Genomic DNA, 18,580 nt, shown 5'->3' on the forward strand with positions numbered 1-18,580 from the left:
CGAAGATTAAGTGTTTCATGCTTATCTTTAAGCTTGGAGGATAATATGAAGCTTGTAGGAATTTCCGGCTCGTTAGTGGGTTCAAAAACTTCCAAAGCAGTGAATGAAGTTTTAGTTGCAGCTAAGTCGCTTGATCCAGCTATTCAAGTGGAGTTGATTGATTTAAGAGAGTATGATATTGAGTTTGTTAATGGTGCACCACTTAGCTATTATAATGATGATACGATTAAAGTAGTAAACACCATATTAGCTGCTGATGCTCTAGTTATAGGTACGCCAGTATATCAAGCTTCCATAACAGGTGTGTTAAAGAATCTCTTTGATCATCTACCGGTAGATGCGTTCAAATCAAAAGTTACAGGAATGGTTATTACAGGCGGTACAGATAAACATTTTCTTGTGATGGAATATCAATTAAAGCCAATTCTTACGTATTTTAAAGGATTGGTTACTGTGCAAAATGTGTTTGTGCATAATGATTATTTTGATGAAGAGAATGAAATCACGGATGAAGACGCTAAAATAAGAATGACTAAATTAGCCGAGGAAATAATTTATTTAAAACGCTAATTTTACCTTATGAGCAAATGAGGCTGGGACATAAGTATTCCAGTTGGTGATAAACACAAACGATTATACTAATCAAGTATAGTTGTTTGTGTTTTTTATGATTTTAGCACTGTTATAACGAAATGCTGATTATTGTATTGAAAAATAAACGGTATAATTCCGTTTAAATGGGGAAATACGCACATTTTCTCAAAAATAAAGGAGGTTTTTCCGTTTATCGCATCCAAATCTATGAATTTCGCCTAATTTACAGCCGTTAATCGGAATATCTCCGTTTATATCTGCTGCTGATGCTCAATCTATATACATTAGCCGGAAATTCTCCGCCTATGAATTCTCATACTACTAGAAAATCAACAATGAATAATAACAGACCATGATTTTTTTAAAAGGACGGTTTTGGTAACTTTTGAAATCGATGTGTTTTACCTATGCACACCTTACTTCTCGTCGTTTCCTAGGATGAGTTTTCGCCCCTCGCTCGCTATATTTCCTCTATCACAGAAAAGGTCACTCCAGCCTATGCGCTCCTAAAAGGAGGGCACTTGCTTTCCTACTAAATTATTGACTGCACTTGACATCTATCCTTATTTCTTTCAATGTATTAAGTAATAAAGAAAAATAGGTGAATACAATGGAAATTAAAACTTTACTAATTGCTCCATATCCTGCTTTGGAGCATGTAATGGAAGAATGCTTAAAAATAGAATATGGATTAAATATGCATATTGAATTGGCAAATCTTCAGGAGGCAATTCCGATTGCGAAAGAGGCGGAAAAGCAAGGGATTGAAATTATTATAAGCCGTGGCGGAACAGCGCAATTAATAGAGCAAGAAGTAAACATTCCGGTTGTTGATATACATGTTTCAGGATATGATATGCTGCGTGTTTTGACCCTGGCTAATGATTATCCAGGAAAAAAAGCAATAGTTGGTTTCTCTAATATTACAATTGGAGCTAAGGCGATAACAGATTTGTTAGATATACCAATTGAGGTATTTACGATTGAAGATGCAATAGAAGTGGAACCTTTAGTAAATCAATTGAAAATAGACGGATACGAATTAATCATTGGCGATGTTATTACAAGAGATGCTGCAGCTAAATATAAACTTGACGGGATACTTATACAATCAGGAAGAGAGGCAATATTTTCAGCGATTAAAGAAGTCAAGAGCATATACAGAATGTTGAAAAAGCAACGTATTCAAATGACTATTATGCAGACGGTTATAGAAAGACAATTATCAGATGTTATTGTAGTAAGTAGCGAGGGAAATATTGTTTATGAAAACTGGGAAAGATTTGACCATTCTCCGGTTTCGATAAAAAAATTAATTAATAGGATAAAACAAAAGAATGAATCCCAAGAAGAATTAGATATTATAGAAACGGCTCAGCATAAAAGAGTTAAGCAAATGACGTTACCAATAAATTTAGAGGGTGAAAATCACTATTTATTTGCATTCACCATATTAGAAGAATTAGTACATGAAAGTGCTTTACAGATAATAGATGTCCCAAATCAACCAGTAATCATCTCTAAAAGTGATGGGATGAAGAGCTGTATAGAAAAGATAGAAAGTAATCTTAGTGGTGATTATTGGCTATTGATTGGGAAATCTGGTACAGGGAAGAAACAAATCGCAACATTTATTCATTACAAAAAAAATAGGGGGATCGGTTTTTTAGGAATACTATCTGCTCATTCGTTTCTTAACATGAAGGTGCAATTAGATACTGATATAAAAACGATATTTATTAATGAAATCGAAATGCTAAGCTCTAGTGAGTTGAAATTATTTGTTGATTCAGTAAGGAAGCTACGTGATAGTGGGATTGGGGTAATTATTGCCTTAGATACGATAGATAATGCAATCTATAGCTCTCTTTATGATTCTAGGTGCATTCGAATTAACCTTCCAACTTTGTCTGAGCGTAAAGAGGATATCAGGTTATTAGCAGCACACTTTTTAGCTGTCTTCCATTCAGAGTTTGGAACTTCAGCAATTAAAATAAAGGAAGATGCATTGCAGTTATTAGAATCCTATACATGGCCAAGGAATGTAGAAGAATTATATATTCTTATTCTTGATGCTGTAAAGGAAGAAAAGGGATTTGTAATTGGGAAGAGGTTATTGCAAATGCTTCTTGGAGATAGATTAAATAAAATTGAAACTATAAATAATGAGTTTTTACATGGTACCTTAGTTGAAATTGAAAAAAAGATTATTGATGCTGTGATGGATGAAGAGCAATATAATCAAACAAAAGTGGCTGAACGACTAGGTATAAACCGAACGACTTTATGGAGAAAGCTGAAACAATAAGATTTCAGCTTTTTTTATTTTGTGTGTTTAATTTTGCAACATTTTATACTATTTCCATTGTGTTAAATAATGAAAGTGGTTACAATTTGTATTGTAAACGATTACTTATTGTTTAAAATTGAAACATATAAAAAGGAGTGTTAAAATTATGAAGATAAAAGAAACGTTAGATCGAATTCCTGGAGGGATGATGGTAGTTCCGTTGCTAATTGCAGCACTATTAAATACATTTGCTCCTAACCTACTTAGAATTGGCAACTTTACGGAGGCTTTATTTGTTAATGGGGCACCAACTTTAATTGCATTATTTCTTTTATGTACTGGAGCACAAATAAATGTGAAATCTTTTGGAGTTTCTGTTGGAAAAGGTGCAACTTTATTAATAACAAAATGGGTTGTTGGTGCCATCTTTGGATTATTAGCGTATCTATTTGCTGGAGATAACGGTCTTTGGTTAGGCTTAGCTCCTATTGCTGTTATCGCAGCAATGACAAATAGTAATGGAGGACTATTTGTTGCTTTAGTAGGTCAATACGGTAGTAAGGAAGACCGAGCTGCATATTCTCTTTTAGCTCTTAATGATGGACCATTTTTAACAATGGTAGCTTTATCCATCTTTGGTGCTATGGGATTTGTTGATGGATTATTTTCTTTTACCTCCTTTATTTCTGTACTTCTTCCGATTATTGTCGGTATGGTATTAGGGAATTTAGATGATAAAATGAGGGAATTTTTAGATAGTGGTAGTTCGATGTTAATCCCATTCTTTGCTTTTTCCCTTGGGATGGGTATTAATTTCTCAGCCATTATAGAAGGGGGATTAGCCGGTATTATTCTTGGGCTATTAACCGTTTTTGTAACTGGAACCGCTGGTTACTATGTATTCAAACTTTTAAAATGGAATCCAATTGTTGGAGCTGCTGAAGGTTCAACAGCTGGAAATGCGGTTGCAACACCTGCGGTTATAGCTGCTGCAAATGCTAGCTTCGCCTCAGTGGTGGATATTGCAACAGTTCAGGTGGCTGCTTCTGTGGTAACGACTGCAATTCTACTTCCAATCTATGTAGGATATTTAGTGAAGAGATTAGAAAAAAAGGGATATAAATTTGAGACACAGGGTATCAAAATGTAAGCTAAGGGTGTGTTCGACGTGAGAAATAGAATTGGGATTATTTCAGATGATTTAACAGGTGCTAACGATTCTGGTGTTCAGCTGGCGTTGAAGGGTCTGTCTACTACTGTTGTATTTGATTATGGAAATTCATCTTTAAATACAGAATTTGATGTACTTATATTAGATACGGATAGTCGAGCGAAACAAGAAGAAGGGGCTTATAAATCGGTAGTTAAGGCAGCTTCATTTCTTAAAAAAAGAGGATATAACCATTTATATAAGAAGGTAGATTCTACCCTAAGAGGCAATATAGAAGCTGAACTTTCTGCGATAGAAACTGTTTATAAGCCAGAGATTATTGTGATTGCACCAGCTTATCCAAAAATGAGACGACAAACCATCAATGGTCATCATTTTGTAGATGGTAAAATCATAACAGAAACTGAATTTGCAAAAGACCCGAAGACACCAGTACAAGAATCCTATCTACCAAGGCTTTTAAATCCGAATGATAATAGAAAGATTAAGCTGTTAAATAGGGAGCTTTGGCGCAAGTCTAAAGAGGGGATAGATAACATTATACAATCCTCATTAGTGGAAGGTAGTACATGGTTTGTTTGTGATGCGGAAACAGAAGAGGATCTAATACAAATAGCAAAACAGTTTGTAAGGCTAAATAAATCAATTGTTTGGGCAGGGTCAGCTGGACTAATTGAGTATCTGCCAGAGATATTAAATCTAGATACTGCCTCTGTAAAAGATACAGAAGAAATGGAAGTCAATCATACACTTATTGTGTCAGGGAGCTTATCTCAAGTAACCAAAAAGCAATTATGCAAGGTTGAGAGTTTGTCAAACTCCTATTTTCTTAAAATTGATCCTGTTGATTTAGTTAATCATATGTATAGATTGGATGAGCTTGCAAAGAGAATTGAGCAGCATAAGAGCTATCAACATTTTGTACTATATGTGGAAGCAGATGATGGTAACAGAACGAGTGCGGTGGAAGCTGGTAAGACGCTTGGTTTAAGTAGAAATGATGTTAGTGAGGCGATATCGAATGGACTAGGTATCATTGCAAATCACTTATTAGAAATGTTTCCAACTATCCAAGGTTTAGCGTTAACCGGTGGAGATACTGCAAAGGCTGTCTGTCGAGCACTTGGTGTGACAGAAATGGAATTATATTTAGAGATTGAGCCAGGACTCCCTTTTGGTAAAATTAGAACAAAGAATAATAGTTATTGGGCAGTAACCAAGGCTGGTGGCTTTGGTGAAGAGGAATCATTAATAAAAGCAATAGAATTTTTGATTAAAAAAAGAAGGGTGATCGTATGAGTACATTAAAACCAATTGTAGGAATAACAATGGGAGATGCAGCAGGTGTTGGTCCGGAAATTATTTTAAAAAGTTTAAGAGAAAAGGAAATGTATACTATTAGCCGACCTTTAGTAATCGGCGATAGCAAAATTTTAGAAAGAGCAAAACAATTTGTGAATAGTGAGCTGATTATTAAGAATATATCTGTAGAGGAAATTGCAGAGATATCTTTTCATTATGGCACTGTTTACTGTTTAAATCTAAATTTATTGGATGAAACACTTCCAATCGGTAAAGTATCTCCTGAAGCAGGCAATGCAGCATTTCAATATCTAGCTAAAGCAATTGAGCTTGCAAAAGAGGAAAAAATTCATGCTATTTGTACTGCTCCTTTAAATAAAGAGGCATTGCATAAAGGGGGTCATAAATATCCAGGGCATACAGAAATTTTAGCAGATCTTACTGGCACACAAGATTTCTCCATGATGCTCTCTGCGCCAAACTTAAAAGTCATTCATGTAACAACACATGTTGGTATTATTGATGCGGTAAGACTGATAAACCCCCAACGGGTTTATCATGTAATTAAACTAGCCCATGATACTTTGCAAAAAGCTGGTATTCCAAATCCTAAAATTGCAGTTTGCGGTATTAATCCACATGCTGGCGAAAATGGATTATTTGGCTATGGGGAAGAAGAAGAAAAAGTTATTCCTGGGGTTGAAAAAGCACAAAGGGAGGGGATAGAAGCAATTGGTCCACTTCCGGCAGATACTTTATTCTTCCGTGCAGTACGTGGGGACTTTGATATTGTTGTTGCAATGTATCATGACCAAGGACATGGACCAGTAAAAGTGTTGGGATTAGATGCAGGCGTAAATATTACGGTTGGTTTACCAATTATTCGAACAAGTGTAGATCATGGAACAGCTTTCGATATTGCTGGGAAAGGCATAGCAGACGAAAAAAGCTTAATGGAAGCAATGCGTCAGGCTGTGGAGTTGGCACCTAAATTATAAAACTATTTTAGTTGTGTTAAGGGACTAAAATGAGTTGAGAGTTTTCTAATAGGATTAAGGTTAAAACCAACTAGAAACTGAGCGCTTGAGAGTGTAATTAGTACTAAATAACGAAAAAAGAGAAATTGAGTTCGCTCAATTTCTCTTTTTTCGTTATTATACCTTGTATACATATAAGTTATTGGCTATAAATTTTTCTTGTACCTGCTGATTGGGGGAAAAGAACGACGCATTGGCGACTTAGTGCTAGTCGTATACGGAAATGATTGGCGTGGAAAGAGCTTAGTTCCTATCATATGGCAGGAGTATGCTAGAGGTACAAAACTTTTAAACTATAAATAACTCTTTAAATAGAACAGTTAATATTGGTTTTTTAGAACGTCAATAATTAATCATTGTGTTAACTTTAGTAAATGATTCAATTAACAAAGGTAAATAATTAATATAATTGTTAATTAAATATCTATAATTTATTATTAGATTTATAAAAAAGTTATTGACAGCGTTTGCAGAAAGAGGTATAAATTACTTGTAAGATATATTTTGAATAATTCTATTAATGAGTTCTTTTAACAGGTTTTATATTAAGGGGGATGAGATAAGTGGAAAGGAGAGCCAATCGACTGCGGTTGGAAAATGGTAATTGAACGCTATTTACAATTTTGGTCAAAGAAATTAACATAAGAAATACCAAAATTGAAAATCAGAATGAAAGTATTGCTTCTTGTTTTTATGAAAATATCAAAAAGTAGAGGAGAATATTAATGAGAAAAGTAAAATTATTGCTTTCTAGTATGTTAATTTTCAGTATGTTACTTTTAGGCGCATGTTCAAGCGGTAGTAGTGGAGAGGCTGATGGTAAAAAAGAAATTACCTTTATGTTTAGAGGTGGACCAGATGAAAAGACTGCCTATACGGAAGCAATTAAAAAGTTTGAAGAATCCCATGAAGGTGTTTCCGTAAAAATAATTAATACAGATGCTGATCAATATGCAACCAAATTATCTGCAGCAGTATCTGGTGGAAATGTCCCTGATGTATTTTACCTTGATTCAGGAAGTATTGCAAACTATGTAGACAATGGGATTATTGCTGATATTACGGATGAAATAGAAGCAGCCAATTTTGACTTAAATAGCGTTTGGAAATTTGGTGTAGATATCTATCGTTATGATGGAGAAACACCTGGCAAAGGAGCTCTTTATGGTTTGCCAAAAGATGTTGGTCCGTTTGCTTTAGGATACAATAAAGATATGTTTAAAGAAGCAGGTATTCCTTTACCGGATAAAGATAAGGCTTACACATGGGAAGAATTCCTCGAAATTAGCCAACAATTAACAAAAGATACAAATGGTGATGGAGAAGTAGATCAGTGGGCAAGCGGCTTCAATGCAACCTGGACGTTACAATCCTTTGCTTATAGTAATGGTGCTTCTTTCTTAAATGATACTGGAGAAAAGATAACGGTAGATACACCAGAATTTGCAGACTCTTTACAATTATTAGCAGACTTAACGAATAAATATCACACAACTCCAAATTCTTCACAAGCTGAAACATTAGATACATATCAAAGATGGATGAACGGAGAATTAGCATTTTTCCCTGTTGGTCCATGGGATATGAGTACGTATGCAAAGCTTGATTTTGAATATGATTTAATGCCTTGGCCATCTGGTACAACAGGAGAATCAGTTGCTTACACTGGTTCATTAGGATTGGTAGTTTCTGAGTCAACGAAAAATCCGGATTTAGCTACAGAATTAGCAATCTATTTATGTGCAGATGAAGAAGCGCAACAAACGCTATTAGATGCACAAGTTCAGATTCCCAATTTAATAGATATGGCAGAAGAATGGGCATCAGATACTGAATCTGTACCAAGTAATAAGCAAGAGTTCTTAGATATTGTACAAGATTATGGAGTACCTTATCCAACATTTGCTACGTATAACTCTCAATGGTTAGATGAATTCTGGGCAAATATCACACCTGTGATGCAAGGAAAGCAAACAGCTAAAGAGTTTCTTGCAGAGATTCAACCAAAAATGCAAAAGCTGTTAGATGAAGCAAACGAGCAGGCAAAAATGTCAAAATAATTAATGTAGAAGTCCTAAAATAGGGTTTAGCATAACAATAAGAATTCCTTTTGTAAGGCTAGACCCTAAAAAGACAACTCATTTAAGTAAAGAGGTGAGCATATGTCCAGTGTTATTGCTACAAATAGCAAAAAAAATAAAAATCCGAAGTTAAAAACAAAAACTAGCAATCTATATAAAAAGGAACATCAAGTAGCGTTATTATTTGTATCTGCACCAATTCTTGGCTTTTTAATCTTTTCTGTTTATCCATTTGCTTATTCTGTCTATGCTTCTTTTACAGACTGGAACGGATTAAATAGAATGAATTTCGTTGGGTTAGATAATTTTATTAAGCTTTTTAAAGATGAGTACTTTTATCAAACATTATATAACACGGTCTTTTATATGATCGGAATTCCTATTGGCCTTGGGCTTGCTTTATTGCTGGCAATTGCACTAAGCAGAGGGCTTAAAGGCACAACGATTTTTAGAACAATTTATTACATTCCTGTTATCTCTTCCCTTGCTGCGATTTCGATTATGTGGGCATGGGCATATAATGGCGATTTCGGTTTGGTTAACCAATTTTTAGAGATTTTTGGAATTAAAGGTCCCAATTGGCTAGAAAATACAGCGACCGTTAAACCTGCTATTATTCTTATGGCCGTCTGGAAAGGGCTTGGCTATTCTATGCTACTTTATTTAGCAGCCATTCAAAGCGTTTCCAAGACTTTTTATGAAGCAGCAGAATTGGATGGTGCAAATGGTTTTCAAAAATTCTGGAATATAACTTGGCCAATGGTTAAGCCAGTAACGTTTTTTCTAGTTATCACCAACATTATTGGAGGATTTCAAATTTTCACAGAAATTAACATCATGACTCCTACTGGAGGCCCATCCTATAGTTCTGCATCAATCGTTTGGTATATATGGCAAAAGGCATTTAAATACTATCAAATGGGTTATGGTTCTGCAATGTCACTGATTTTGTTTGTGTTTATTTTTGTAGTGACTGTTGTCCAATTCTATATGAATAGAAAATCCGATTATAGCTTGGATTAAAGGGGGTGCGTGAGCATTGAAAAAACAAAAGAAACTTACAGATATATTCATTTATGTCATTCTAGGTATAGGATCTATATTTATGATAGGCCCTTTATTATGGATGATAACCACTTCTTTAAAAGATAAAACGGGAGTATTTGCATTACCACCACAATGGATACCAAATCCTGTTCAATTTGATGCATATATAAATTTATTTCAGCTAGACACATTAGGAACAGGGATTAAAAATACAATTATTGTGTCTCTAACTGTAACGATTATTGGTACGATAACATCAAGTATGGCTGCTTTTGCTTTTGCAAAATTAAAAATGCCTTTTAAAAACACCTTATTTTTTATATTGCTGGCATCCATCATGATTCCTTACCCAATTATTATGATTCCTCAATTTGTAATGTTCTCAAAATTTGGTTGGGTGGATACGTTACTTCCATTAATCGTACCAGGATTATTTGGTAATATAACAATGATTTTCTTTTTGCGACAATACTTAACTAATGTCCCTTATTCCTTGATTGAAGCGGCAAAAGTTGATGGAGCTGGATATTTACAGATTTTCTTTAAATTGATTTTTCCGGTCATTCGTCCCGCTGTTGCAGCGCAATTCATCCTTTGGTTTATGGGAGTATGGAATGATTATTTAGCGCCATTGATTTATCTGAATAGTCCAGAAAAGCAAACACTGCAAGTAGTAATTGCCAATTTAAAGGCTACATATGCTATTCAAACCGACTATCCGCTAATTATGGCAGGCTCTGTGGTGTCGCTATTACCAGTACTAATAGTATTTTTAATCTTCCAAAAGCAAATTATTGAATCTGTCGCCTTATCAGGTGTAAAAGGATGAGTGGAGGCTTCTGAATGACTGGAATCACAGATACAAAAAACGCCATGCTCTTAATAGAACAGTATGGATGGGGAACGCTTGGTGCACATGATCCGACGATTGTAAAAGAGGAAAACGATTATTATATGTTTTCAACAGATACATCAGTTAATCATTCTCCTACAAAAGGTGTTCAAATTAGAAAATCAAAGGATCTAGTCCATTGGGAATATATTGGTACTGCTTTAAATAATATCCCTAATGAGGCTTTTGAATGGTCTAAAGCACAGGGGTTATGGGCACCAGAAGTAATAAAATATAATGGAGTCTATTATATGTATTATTCAGCTTCTACATTCGGAAGTACAGTATCTTGTATTGGTCTAGCAAAAGCTCCCCACTTACAGGGGCCATGGCAAGATGAAGGAATTGTTATTAAAACGACTCCTTCTATAGCAACCCATAATGCGATAGATGCGAATGTAGTAAAGGATAAAGAGGGAAATTATTGGTTATGTTACGGCTCTTTTTTCGGTGGCATTCATCTTGTTAGGCTTAATATGGAAACCGGTTTTCCGGAAAAAGAAAATGATTATGGAATACTTATTGCCAGAAGGCCACAAACTGTGGAAGGCGCAATTGAAGGAGCCTTTATTTATTATCATGAGGCATCTGATTTCTATTACTTATTTACTTCTTATGACAGTTTGCGTGATACCTATAATGTTAGAGTTGCCAAATCGAAAAGCATAGCAGGACCCTATATTGATAAAAATGGGAAAAATATGATTGATACAGAGGAAGCTCCACATTCAATTGGGGTGAAACTAGTTGGAAGTTATCAATTTAAAAAAGATATAGCTTGGATTGCGCCAGGACATAATTCTATTTTCGCAGATAAACAGAAGCTATATATGGTTCATCATGTTAGGGTAGAGGCTTTTTCATCCTATCATTATGCTTATATTCGGGAATTATTTTGGTTAGAAAATGGTTGGCCAGTTGTTTCCCCTGAGCATTATCAATGGATAAATGAACACACTTATTCTGTTAACGATTTACTAGGAGAATGGGAATGGATTGCATTTGATGCAGACACAAATATAAAAGAAAGTAAGATTGCGAAAATAAAAGATACCGATTTACTTGCGATTCAATCCCTTGATAACAATCAATTTCAACATCTGGAAGGGGACTTTCAATTTGTTGTATTTCCATGTATGGATTGGAAAAGAAATAAAGAAACGATAGGCTTCTCTGGTCTTACTAGGGAGGGGAGGGCTATCTTCGGAAAGAGGGTTTAATAGATGGTGTGGTCAAATAAGGTGATGATCGTTCTTGATAAGATACTAAGTATTATTTATTTGAACGTTCTTTGGATAATAGGGACGATTTTAGGGTTAGGAGTAGGTGGGGTTTTTCCTGCTACATATGCACTCTATCATCTTTTAAAGGATGGAGAGATATTTAACGATTTTCCTTCATTTCGTAAACTTGCTCAAGCGTTCTTTTGTGCCTATAAACGTAAGTTCCTTTCTATAAATGGAGTTGGGTTGATCTATGCAGTAGTTTTATATATGCTCTGGATTGACTTTCAGCTTGTTAAAGGAATGACTGTAGGAGCTGCTTTTTTCTATTATCCAGTATTATTTTTTATCACCTATATTTTGGCTACCATAATATATACTTTTCCAGTGTCTGTCTATACAGAAGGAACCTTTAAACAAAAAGCCAAGGCTGTACTTTTATTGCCGCTGCTATTGCCCTTTCAAACAGTTTTTAGTTTAACTTTCTTTCTTGTATTATCAATGATTGCCTATCGCTTTAGCATTTTTCTTCCTTTGTTTTTTATTAGTACCTATTTCATTTGTATCGATCGATTTATTAAAAGGGAACTAACAAAAAAAGGCATTATAAAAGGAGGGACAGATGAATAAAAGGATGGGATTGTATAGATTTTTATCCAGTACGATGCTATTGATTGGTTTATCAGCATGTTCTACTATGCCAACAGCCGTTGATCAGAAATTAGAGGACCCAGGTTTCAAAGATGTAATAGTGCATGATCCATCTATTATAAAGGATGAGGAGACTTATTATATTTTAGGATCCCATATGCAATTTGCAAAAACAAACGATCTTATTCATTGGGAGCAATTGTCAGAGAGTGTACCTACTAATCATTTGATTCCAAATATATATGATGAATTAGCAGAAGTATTTGAATTTGCAAAAACAGATACCCTATGGGCAGGAGACATGATTCAGCTCAAAAATGGAAAGTATTACATATATTATTCTGCATGTGAAGGATCTAGTCCACTATCCGTACTTGGTGTAGCAGTATCCGATCATGTGGAAGGACCTTATAAGAATGAAGGCATCTTTTTAAAATCTGGAATAACGAAAGAAGATGGTTCTGCTTTTGATGCAACAAAAGAGCCGAATGTTATTGATCCGCATGTCTTCTATGATAAAGAAGGAAAGTTATGGATGGTGTATGGTTCCTATTCTGGAGGAATCTTTATTTTAGAAATGGATGAAGAAACTGGTTTCCCGAAAGAAGAGCAAGGCTATGGCACGAAATTATTAGGAGGGAACCATAGTCGAATAGAAGGACCATATATTCAATATAATGAAGAGACAGACTACTATTATTTATTCTTATCCTATGGAGGTCTAGCCGCAGACGGAGGTTATAATATTCGAGTAGCAAGGTCAAAAAATCCAGATGGTCCTTACTTGGATAATACAGGGAATTCCATGTTGGATGCCAAGGGAAAAGAAGGAACATTATTTGATGATGATTCCATTGCTCCGTATGGGACGAAACTGATTGGTAATCATTCTTGGGAGAAGGACCTTGATATAACGAATGCTGGCTATGTTTCGCCAGGACATAATTCTACTTATTATGAAAAAGAAACCAGTCAGTATTTTATAGTATTTCACACTCGTTTTCCGAATCTAGGAGAACAACATAGTGTACGTGTGCATCAAATGTTTTTCAATGAAGAGGGATGGCCACTGATCGCTCCGTTAAGATATGCAAATGAGGAATTAACAAAATATACAGATAAGCAAGTAGTAGGAGATTACAAGCTTATTTTCCATGGCAGAGATATAACAGAAGAAATTAAAGTACCGACTGAAGTAAAAGTAAAGAAAAATGGAAAAGTCGAAGGGGAATATGCTGGAAAGTGGTATTGGTCAAACGATAAATATGCAAATGTCACTCTAAATGGAATAACTTATAATGGGATATTTATTTCTCAATGGGATGAATATCAAGAAGCACAAACAATGGCATTTAGCGGTTTGTCGGAGAATGGTGAAACTATTTTTATGATTCGAAATGTGGAATAAAGGAGCTAAAAGCTATGACGAAATTAACCGAAATTCAATATAATAACCCTATTGTTTATCAGCGGGCAGATCCGTGGGTTTACAAACATACAGATGGCTACTACTATTTTACTGGTTCTGTGCCTGGCTATCAGAAAATAGAGGTTCGGAGAGCTAGTACATTAAATGATTTGGAACACGGAGAAAAAGCATTTGTGTGGCATGCTCATCCAGCAGGACCACTCAGCTCTTTAATTTGGGCGCCAGAAATTCATTTTATCCGAGGGAAATGGTATATTTACTTTGCGGCGGCTGGATATGATTATCCTAAAAATGGGATTTTTCAACATCGTATGTATGTACTAGAATGTAGCGAAGAAAATCCTTTAACCGGTAAATGGGTCGAAAAGGGGCAAATTAAAACGGTTCAGGAAAGTTTTAGTTTGGATGCAACCGTGTTTGAATTAAACGACAAGCTCTACTATGTATGGGCACAGAAAGAGCCTGCAATCCCCGGAAATTCCAATTTATATCTGTCTGAAATGGAGAATCCTTGGACATTAAAAGGAAAGCAATTATTGTTATCTATTCCTGATTACGATTGGGAGAAAGTTGGCTTCTTAGTAAATGAAGGTCCAGCTGTATTGATTCGAAATGGAAAAGTTTTTATTACTTATTCTGCCAGTGCAACAGACGAAAACTATTGCATGGGTATGCTTTGGGCAGATATAAATTCCGATTTATTAGATGGATATTCTTGGACTAAATCTGATAAACCTGTTTTTAGCAGTGCTCCAGAGAATCAACAATATGGACCAGGTCATAATAGCTTTACCGTAAGTGAAGATGGAAATGATGATGTACTAATATATCATGCAAGACCCTATACAGAAATAATAGGGGATCCATTGAATAATCCAGACCGCCATGCAAGAGCTCAAGTATTTACTTGGGATGAAAATGGATTTCCGGTATTTGGGAAGCCAATTAAAAATCATACGACAGTCTGAAAAGCTCTAAAATAAAGCAAGTATAGAGAAACGAGCTGTTTTTCTACACTTGCTTTTCTGTTTTTTTCTTACTCTTGCTAGTGAATACCTGTTCCTTCCAGATTCGCTGGTTGTTATCGAAGACGATTATAAGTATAAGAGCTTATCAAAAGAGAATTATGGAAGAGTACAATTCACTTTGATTCCAGTAATCACCCAGTAAAAAAGGTACTTGCAATAGAATGCTAAAAAGGGGCATCCCTTGTTTAATTCTCCTAATAAAGGATATAATAACTAGGCGGCTATCGTACATAGATTATTATTCGATTAGAAGGAGAATTTTTTATATGAAGTTTAAAGATCATCTTGTTTTTAATGTTTCTGTAATCATTATCTTATTGATTGTGTTAGTAGGAGCTCTTGCACCAGAAACACTTAAGGAAGGAACTGCTAGTGTACAATCCTTTATTACGGATTCTTTTGGTTGGTATTATTTAATTGTTGTCACGTTTTTTGTGATTATATGCTTGTATTTATTAATAAGTCCTGTAGGTAAAATTAAATTAGGGAAAAAAGACGATAAGCCTGAGTTTTCACGATTGGCATGGTTAGCAATGCTTTTCAGTGCGGGGATGGGAATCGGTCTAGTTTTTTACGGGACAGCGGAGCCGCTAAGTCATTTTGCAATTAGCTCTCCGACGAATGAAGTTGGAACAGATCAAGGCATGAAAGATGCAATGAGGTATACCTATTTCCATTGGGGAATTCATGCATGGGCAGTATATGGAATTGTTGCTTTAAGTCTTGCCTATACGACCTTTAGGAAGGATGGAAAAACATTAATCAGTTCAACCTTGAAACCATTGCTAGGTAATTCAATGGAAGGAAGAGCAGGAAGAATCATTGATATTATCGCTGTTTTTGCAACGGTAACGGGGATTGCAACAACGCTAGGATTTGGAGCAGTGCAGATAAATGGTGGGCTATCTTTTTTATATGATATTCCTTCCAATTTTTTAACACAATTTATTATTATAGCAATTGTCACTATCCTGTTTTTACTTTCAGCCCTTACTGGTTTGGGAAAGGGTATTAAAATCCTCAGTAATACGAACATGATATTAGCCTTTGTCCTATTTTTGGTAGTGTTTATTTTAGGAAATACTGTCTTTATCCTCAATTTATTTACAGATACAATCGGAACCTACTTACAAAACTTAGTTCGCATGAGTTTCCGAATTTCTCCTTTGAATGGCGAAAGTCGCCAATGGATAGATGCCTGGACGATTTTTTATTGGGCATGGTGGATTGCATGGTCACCATTTGTCGGTATATTTATTGCTCGTATTTCGAAAGGGAGAACGATTCGTGAATTTGTTACTTTCGTGTTATTTATTCCATCGGTAATTGGGTTTTTATGGTTCTCTGTGTTTGGTGGAAATGCGATGTTCCTTGAACATAAAGGGTTAGGTACTATTTCGACTTTTGCTACAGAAGAAACATTGTTTGCACTTTTAGAGCATTACCCTCTTAGTTCGGTACTATCCATTTTAGCTATTGTGTTGATTGCTGTTTTCTTCATTACTTCTGCCGATTCAGGAACGTTCGTTTTGGGAATGCTTTCTGCTAATGGCATACAAAATCCAAGTAATCGCATTAAAGTCATTTGGGGGTTATTGCTTACGACGATTTCCCTTGTATTACTTTATTCTGGCGGATTGCAAGCATTACAGAATATGATGATTATTGCAGCACTTCCTTTTTCCATTATCATGATTTTAATGACGGTAAGTCTATTGAAGGAAGTACATCGTGAAAAAGCGGAATATGAATTAAAGTGGAAGAAGAAAAAAGGCTCGATATAATATCGAGCCTTCAGACTGTAGACAAATCCTTTGAAATTTTGGAGGTTGTTTACGGTTTTTTTAATGACTAATAGGATGTTGATTTACGCGGGAGTATCACCTATCCGTTCCAATCAACCTTTTTCAGCGATGAAATTGACTGCTTAATCTTTTTTCTCTTCTTCCTCTTCTTCTTTATCTTTATTAAACCATAATGGTTCGTAATCATCGACTTCGCCATTATAATTGATTAAGATTTCTTCGCCAGCTTTTATATCCTTATAAGCATAATAATCGAATGTGTGTTTATCAAAATTAATTTCATAAGTTGCATTAGGTTCATAGGAATGGTTAAAAAGCATGCCATAGCCTAGAACAACTGCACTGTGATTAATGCCATACTCATATACATAATCTTCCAAAACGGTTCTTTCAATATACTTATGTTGATCATTTGGATAAGGAACGACAGGAGCTTCATGAAATAAGGTACCTTTTTTAATATCACATGTAGCAAATACGCCTCTATTGAATTCCCCATCGCTTAGGGGGGATGTTTTAATTTCTATCATTATTGTTCACCTACAACTCTTTATAGTTTACTGCTATATCTTACTCTAACATTGATTCTTTTATTTAGGAAATAAATTAAATAAAAATTTATAAAAATGAAGCATTTCTGTTATAATCTGATTTTTTAGCCAATGAAGAATTTGGAGATAATAGTGTATAATGAGTAATATTCTTTAGGTTTTCGTAATGATTCCTTAAAATGGTGGAACAGCTTGGTAAGATCATTACGTTTTTATTTATAAGGCGATTTTCTAAAAGATTGTTGCTTTTTCAATAGGAAAAATACATTTATTAGAAAAAATGAGCAATCAAAATACACGTAGACGCCACAGGGATTAGCGAGAAAGGTGAGACCCAAAGTGTAGTCGAGGAGGCTCACAGATCGCCTCATGGAAAGCGAAGTGTATTCAGGCTACGGGTCGTAGCAACAAACTTTACGAAAACAGCCAATTATATTAAAGAACATAAAAAGTAATAGAACAGGAGAAAAAATGAAAAATTATAAATTGCTTATTCAATATGATGGTGGACGATACAAAGGATGGCAACGTCTAGGTAATGGGGACCAATCGATTCAAGGTAAAATCGAAAACGTCCTGACAGAAATGGTAGGAGAAAAGATTGAAATCATTGGCTGCAGCCGAACAGACGCAGGGGTACATGCATTATCCCAAGTTGCTAATTTCAAAATGAACAAAGAAATGACGGAAAAAGAGGTCATGAATTATCTAAATCACTACTTACCGAATGATATTAGCATTTCAAAAGTAGAAATCGTTCCAGATCGTTTTCACGCAAGATATAACGCAAAGGATAAAACATATGTATATAAAATTTGGAATAAATCGTATACCAATCCTTTTATGCGCAAATATAGCATGCATATAGAGAAAAAGCTAAGTGTAAAAAGAATGGAACAAGCAGCTAGCCATTTTGTTGGCAAACATGATTTTACAGCTTTCTCGAACGCTAAATCTAAGAAGAAATCAATGATTAAAGAAATATACTCCGTTGATATAAAAGAAGTGGAAGGATTTCTTGAAATCCGTGTCAGTGGTGATGGTTTTCTTTACAATATGGTTAGAAAAATAGTCGGAACGCTAATAGAGGTTGGGCTAGGAAAAATCGAAGCAGATGCTATTTTAGCAATTATGGAAGAAAAGGATCGCAGTCTAACAGGAATGATGGCAGAACCGAATGGATTGTTTTTGGAAAAGGTAAAATTTTAATAGAAATAAGACAAAGTAAGTGGGTTGTTTTTTGACCTACTTGCTTTTTTTATAGGCTTTTTTATCAGTTTTTTGCTTATGGAAATTATTTTTATCCCGCACTTATACTTCAGTAAGATTCAACTGCAAGCTTAGGAGAATTTGAGATAGGTAGGTGGGAATCAACTGTCTGTAAAGGTCCGAACCGTTAGTTACACTTTATAAACAGTGTGTACTGGAGTGTAATGGAACGAATTAGTTCTTAGAGGAGCTCTGTCTAAATGATCATTT

General features: G+C 35.1%; 15 protein-coding genes. 14 read left to right on the forward strand and 1 reads right to left on the reverse strand.

Annotated elements, in window-relative coordinates; genetic code table 11:
- The first annotated feature begins 45 nt into the window (after window positions 1-45).
- From AB3U99_RS08305 to AB3U99_RS08365, 13 genes are all read left to right on the forward strand, one after another.
- Window positions 46-570, forward strand: coding sequence for an NADPH-dependent FMN reductase (locus tag AB3U99_RS08305; RefSeq protein ID WP_400246815.1), 525 nt, complete (start codon window positions 46-48; stop codon window positions 568-570).
- A 634-nt stretch (window positions 571-1,204) separates the two neighbouring features.
- Complete coding sequence (locus AB3U99_RS08310; protein ID WP_400246816.1) at window positions 1,205-2,902, forward strand: PrpR N-terminal domain-containing protein; 1,698 nt, start codon at window positions 1,205-1,207, stop codon at window positions 2,900-2,902.
- Window positions 2,903-3,050: 148 nt separating this feature from the next.
- Window positions 3,051-4,034 carry a 2-keto-3-deoxygluconate permease gene (locus AB3U99_RS08315; RefSeq protein ID WP_400246817.1) on the forward strand — a complete coding sequence of 328 codons (984 nt, stop codon included), beginning with the start codon at window positions 3,051-3,053 and terminating at the stop codon, window positions 4,032-4,034.
- Between the two features lie 18 nt (window positions 4,035-4,052).
- Window positions 4,053-5,354, forward strand: coding sequence for a four-carbon acid sugar kinase family protein (locus AB3U99_RS08320; protein ID WP_400246818.1), 1,302 nt, complete (start codon window positions 4,053-4,055; stop codon window positions 5,352-5,354).
- A complete protein-coding gene (gene pdxA / locus AB3U99_RS08325) occupies window positions 5,351-6,355 on the forward strand; it encodes a 4-hydroxythreonine-4-phosphate dehydrogenase PdxA (protein ID WP_400246819.1) in 1,005 nt (334 codons plus the stop codon). Before AB3U99_RS08320 ends, pdxA begins: the two co-directional genes overlap by 4 nt.
- Window positions 6,356-7,119: 764 nt before the next feature.
- Window positions 7,120-8,454, forward strand: a complete 1,335-nt coding sequence (locus AB3U99_RS08330) for an ABC transporter substrate-binding protein (RefSeq protein WP_400246820.1) — start codon at window positions 7,120-7,122, stop codon at window positions 8,452-8,454.
- 102 nt (window positions 8,455-8,556) lie between these two features.
- The gene (locus tag AB3U99_RS08335) at window positions 8,557-9,498 is read left to right on the forward strand and encodes a carbohydrate ABC transporter permease (RefSeq protein ID WP_400246821.1); all 942 of its coding nucleotides are present in this window, start codon (window positions 8,557-8,559) and stop codon (window positions 9,496-9,498) included.
- A 16-nt stretch (window positions 9,499-9,514) separates the two neighbouring features.
- The gene (locus AB3U99_RS08340; protein WP_400246822.1) at window positions 9,515-10,351 is read left to right on the forward strand and encodes a carbohydrate ABC transporter permease; all 837 of its coding nucleotides are present in this window, start codon (window positions 9,515-9,517) and stop codon (window positions 10,349-10,351) included.
- 14 nt (window positions 10,352-10,365) lie between these two features.
- Window positions 10,366-11,634 (forward strand): arabinan endo-1,5-alpha-L-arabinosidase, encoded by a 1,269-nt coding sequence (locus AB3U99_RS08345; RefSeq protein ID WP_400246823.1) that lies wholly within the window; start codon window positions 10,366-10,368, stop codon window positions 11,632-11,634.
- A gap of 3 nt (window positions 11,635-11,637) precedes the next feature.
- The gene (locus AB3U99_RS08350; protein ID WP_400246824.1) at window positions 11,638-12,267 is read left to right on the forward strand and encodes a YesL family protein; all 630 of its coding nucleotides are present in this window, start codon (window positions 11,638-11,640) and stop codon (window positions 12,265-12,267) included.
- Window positions 12,260-13,696, forward strand: a complete 1,437-nt coding sequence (locus AB3U99_RS08355; protein ID WP_400246825.1) for a glycoside hydrolase family 43 protein — start codon at window positions 12,260-12,262, stop codon at window positions 13,694-13,696. Before AB3U99_RS08350 ends, AB3U99_RS08355 begins: the two co-directional genes overlap by 8 nt.
- Before the next feature lie 14 nt (window positions 13,697-13,710).
- The gene (locus tag AB3U99_RS08360) at window positions 13,711-14,685 is read left to right on the forward strand and encodes a family 43 glycosylhydrolase (protein WP_400246826.1); all 975 of its coding nucleotides are present in this window, start codon (window positions 13,711-13,713) and stop codon (window positions 14,683-14,685) included.
- A 326-nt stretch (window positions 14,686-15,011) separates the two neighbouring features.
- Window positions 15,012-16,529, forward strand: a complete 1,518-nt coding sequence (locus AB3U99_RS08365) for a glycine betaine uptake BCCT transporter (RefSeq protein ID WP_400246827.1) — start codon at window positions 15,012-15,014, stop codon at window positions 16,527-16,529.
- Window positions 16,530-16,672: 143 nt separating this feature from the next.
- Here AB3U99_RS08365 and AB3U99_RS08370 read toward each other — a convergent pair whose 3' ends face one another.
- Complete coding sequence (locus AB3U99_RS08370; RefSeq protein WP_400246828.1) at window positions 16,673-17,080, reverse strand: SET domain-containing protein; 408 nt, start codon at window positions 17,078-17,080, stop codon at window positions 16,673-16,675.
- A gap of 492 nt (window positions 17,081-17,572) precedes the next feature.
- On the opposite strand from AB3U99_RS08370, the gene truA reads away from it, so the two are divergent.
- Window positions 17,573-18,310, forward strand: a complete 738-nt coding sequence (gene truA / locus AB3U99_RS08375) for a tRNA pseudouridine(38-40) synthase TruA (RefSeq protein ID WP_400246829.1) — start codon at window positions 17,573-17,575, stop codon at window positions 18,308-18,310.
- The last annotated feature ends 270 nt before the right edge of the window (window positions 18,311-18,580 follow it).

The sequence above is a fragment of the Niallia tiangongensis genome (assembly GCF_044704065.1).
Lineage (GTDB): Bacteria > Bacillota > Bacilli > Bacillales > Cytobacillaceae > Niallia > Niallia tiangongensis.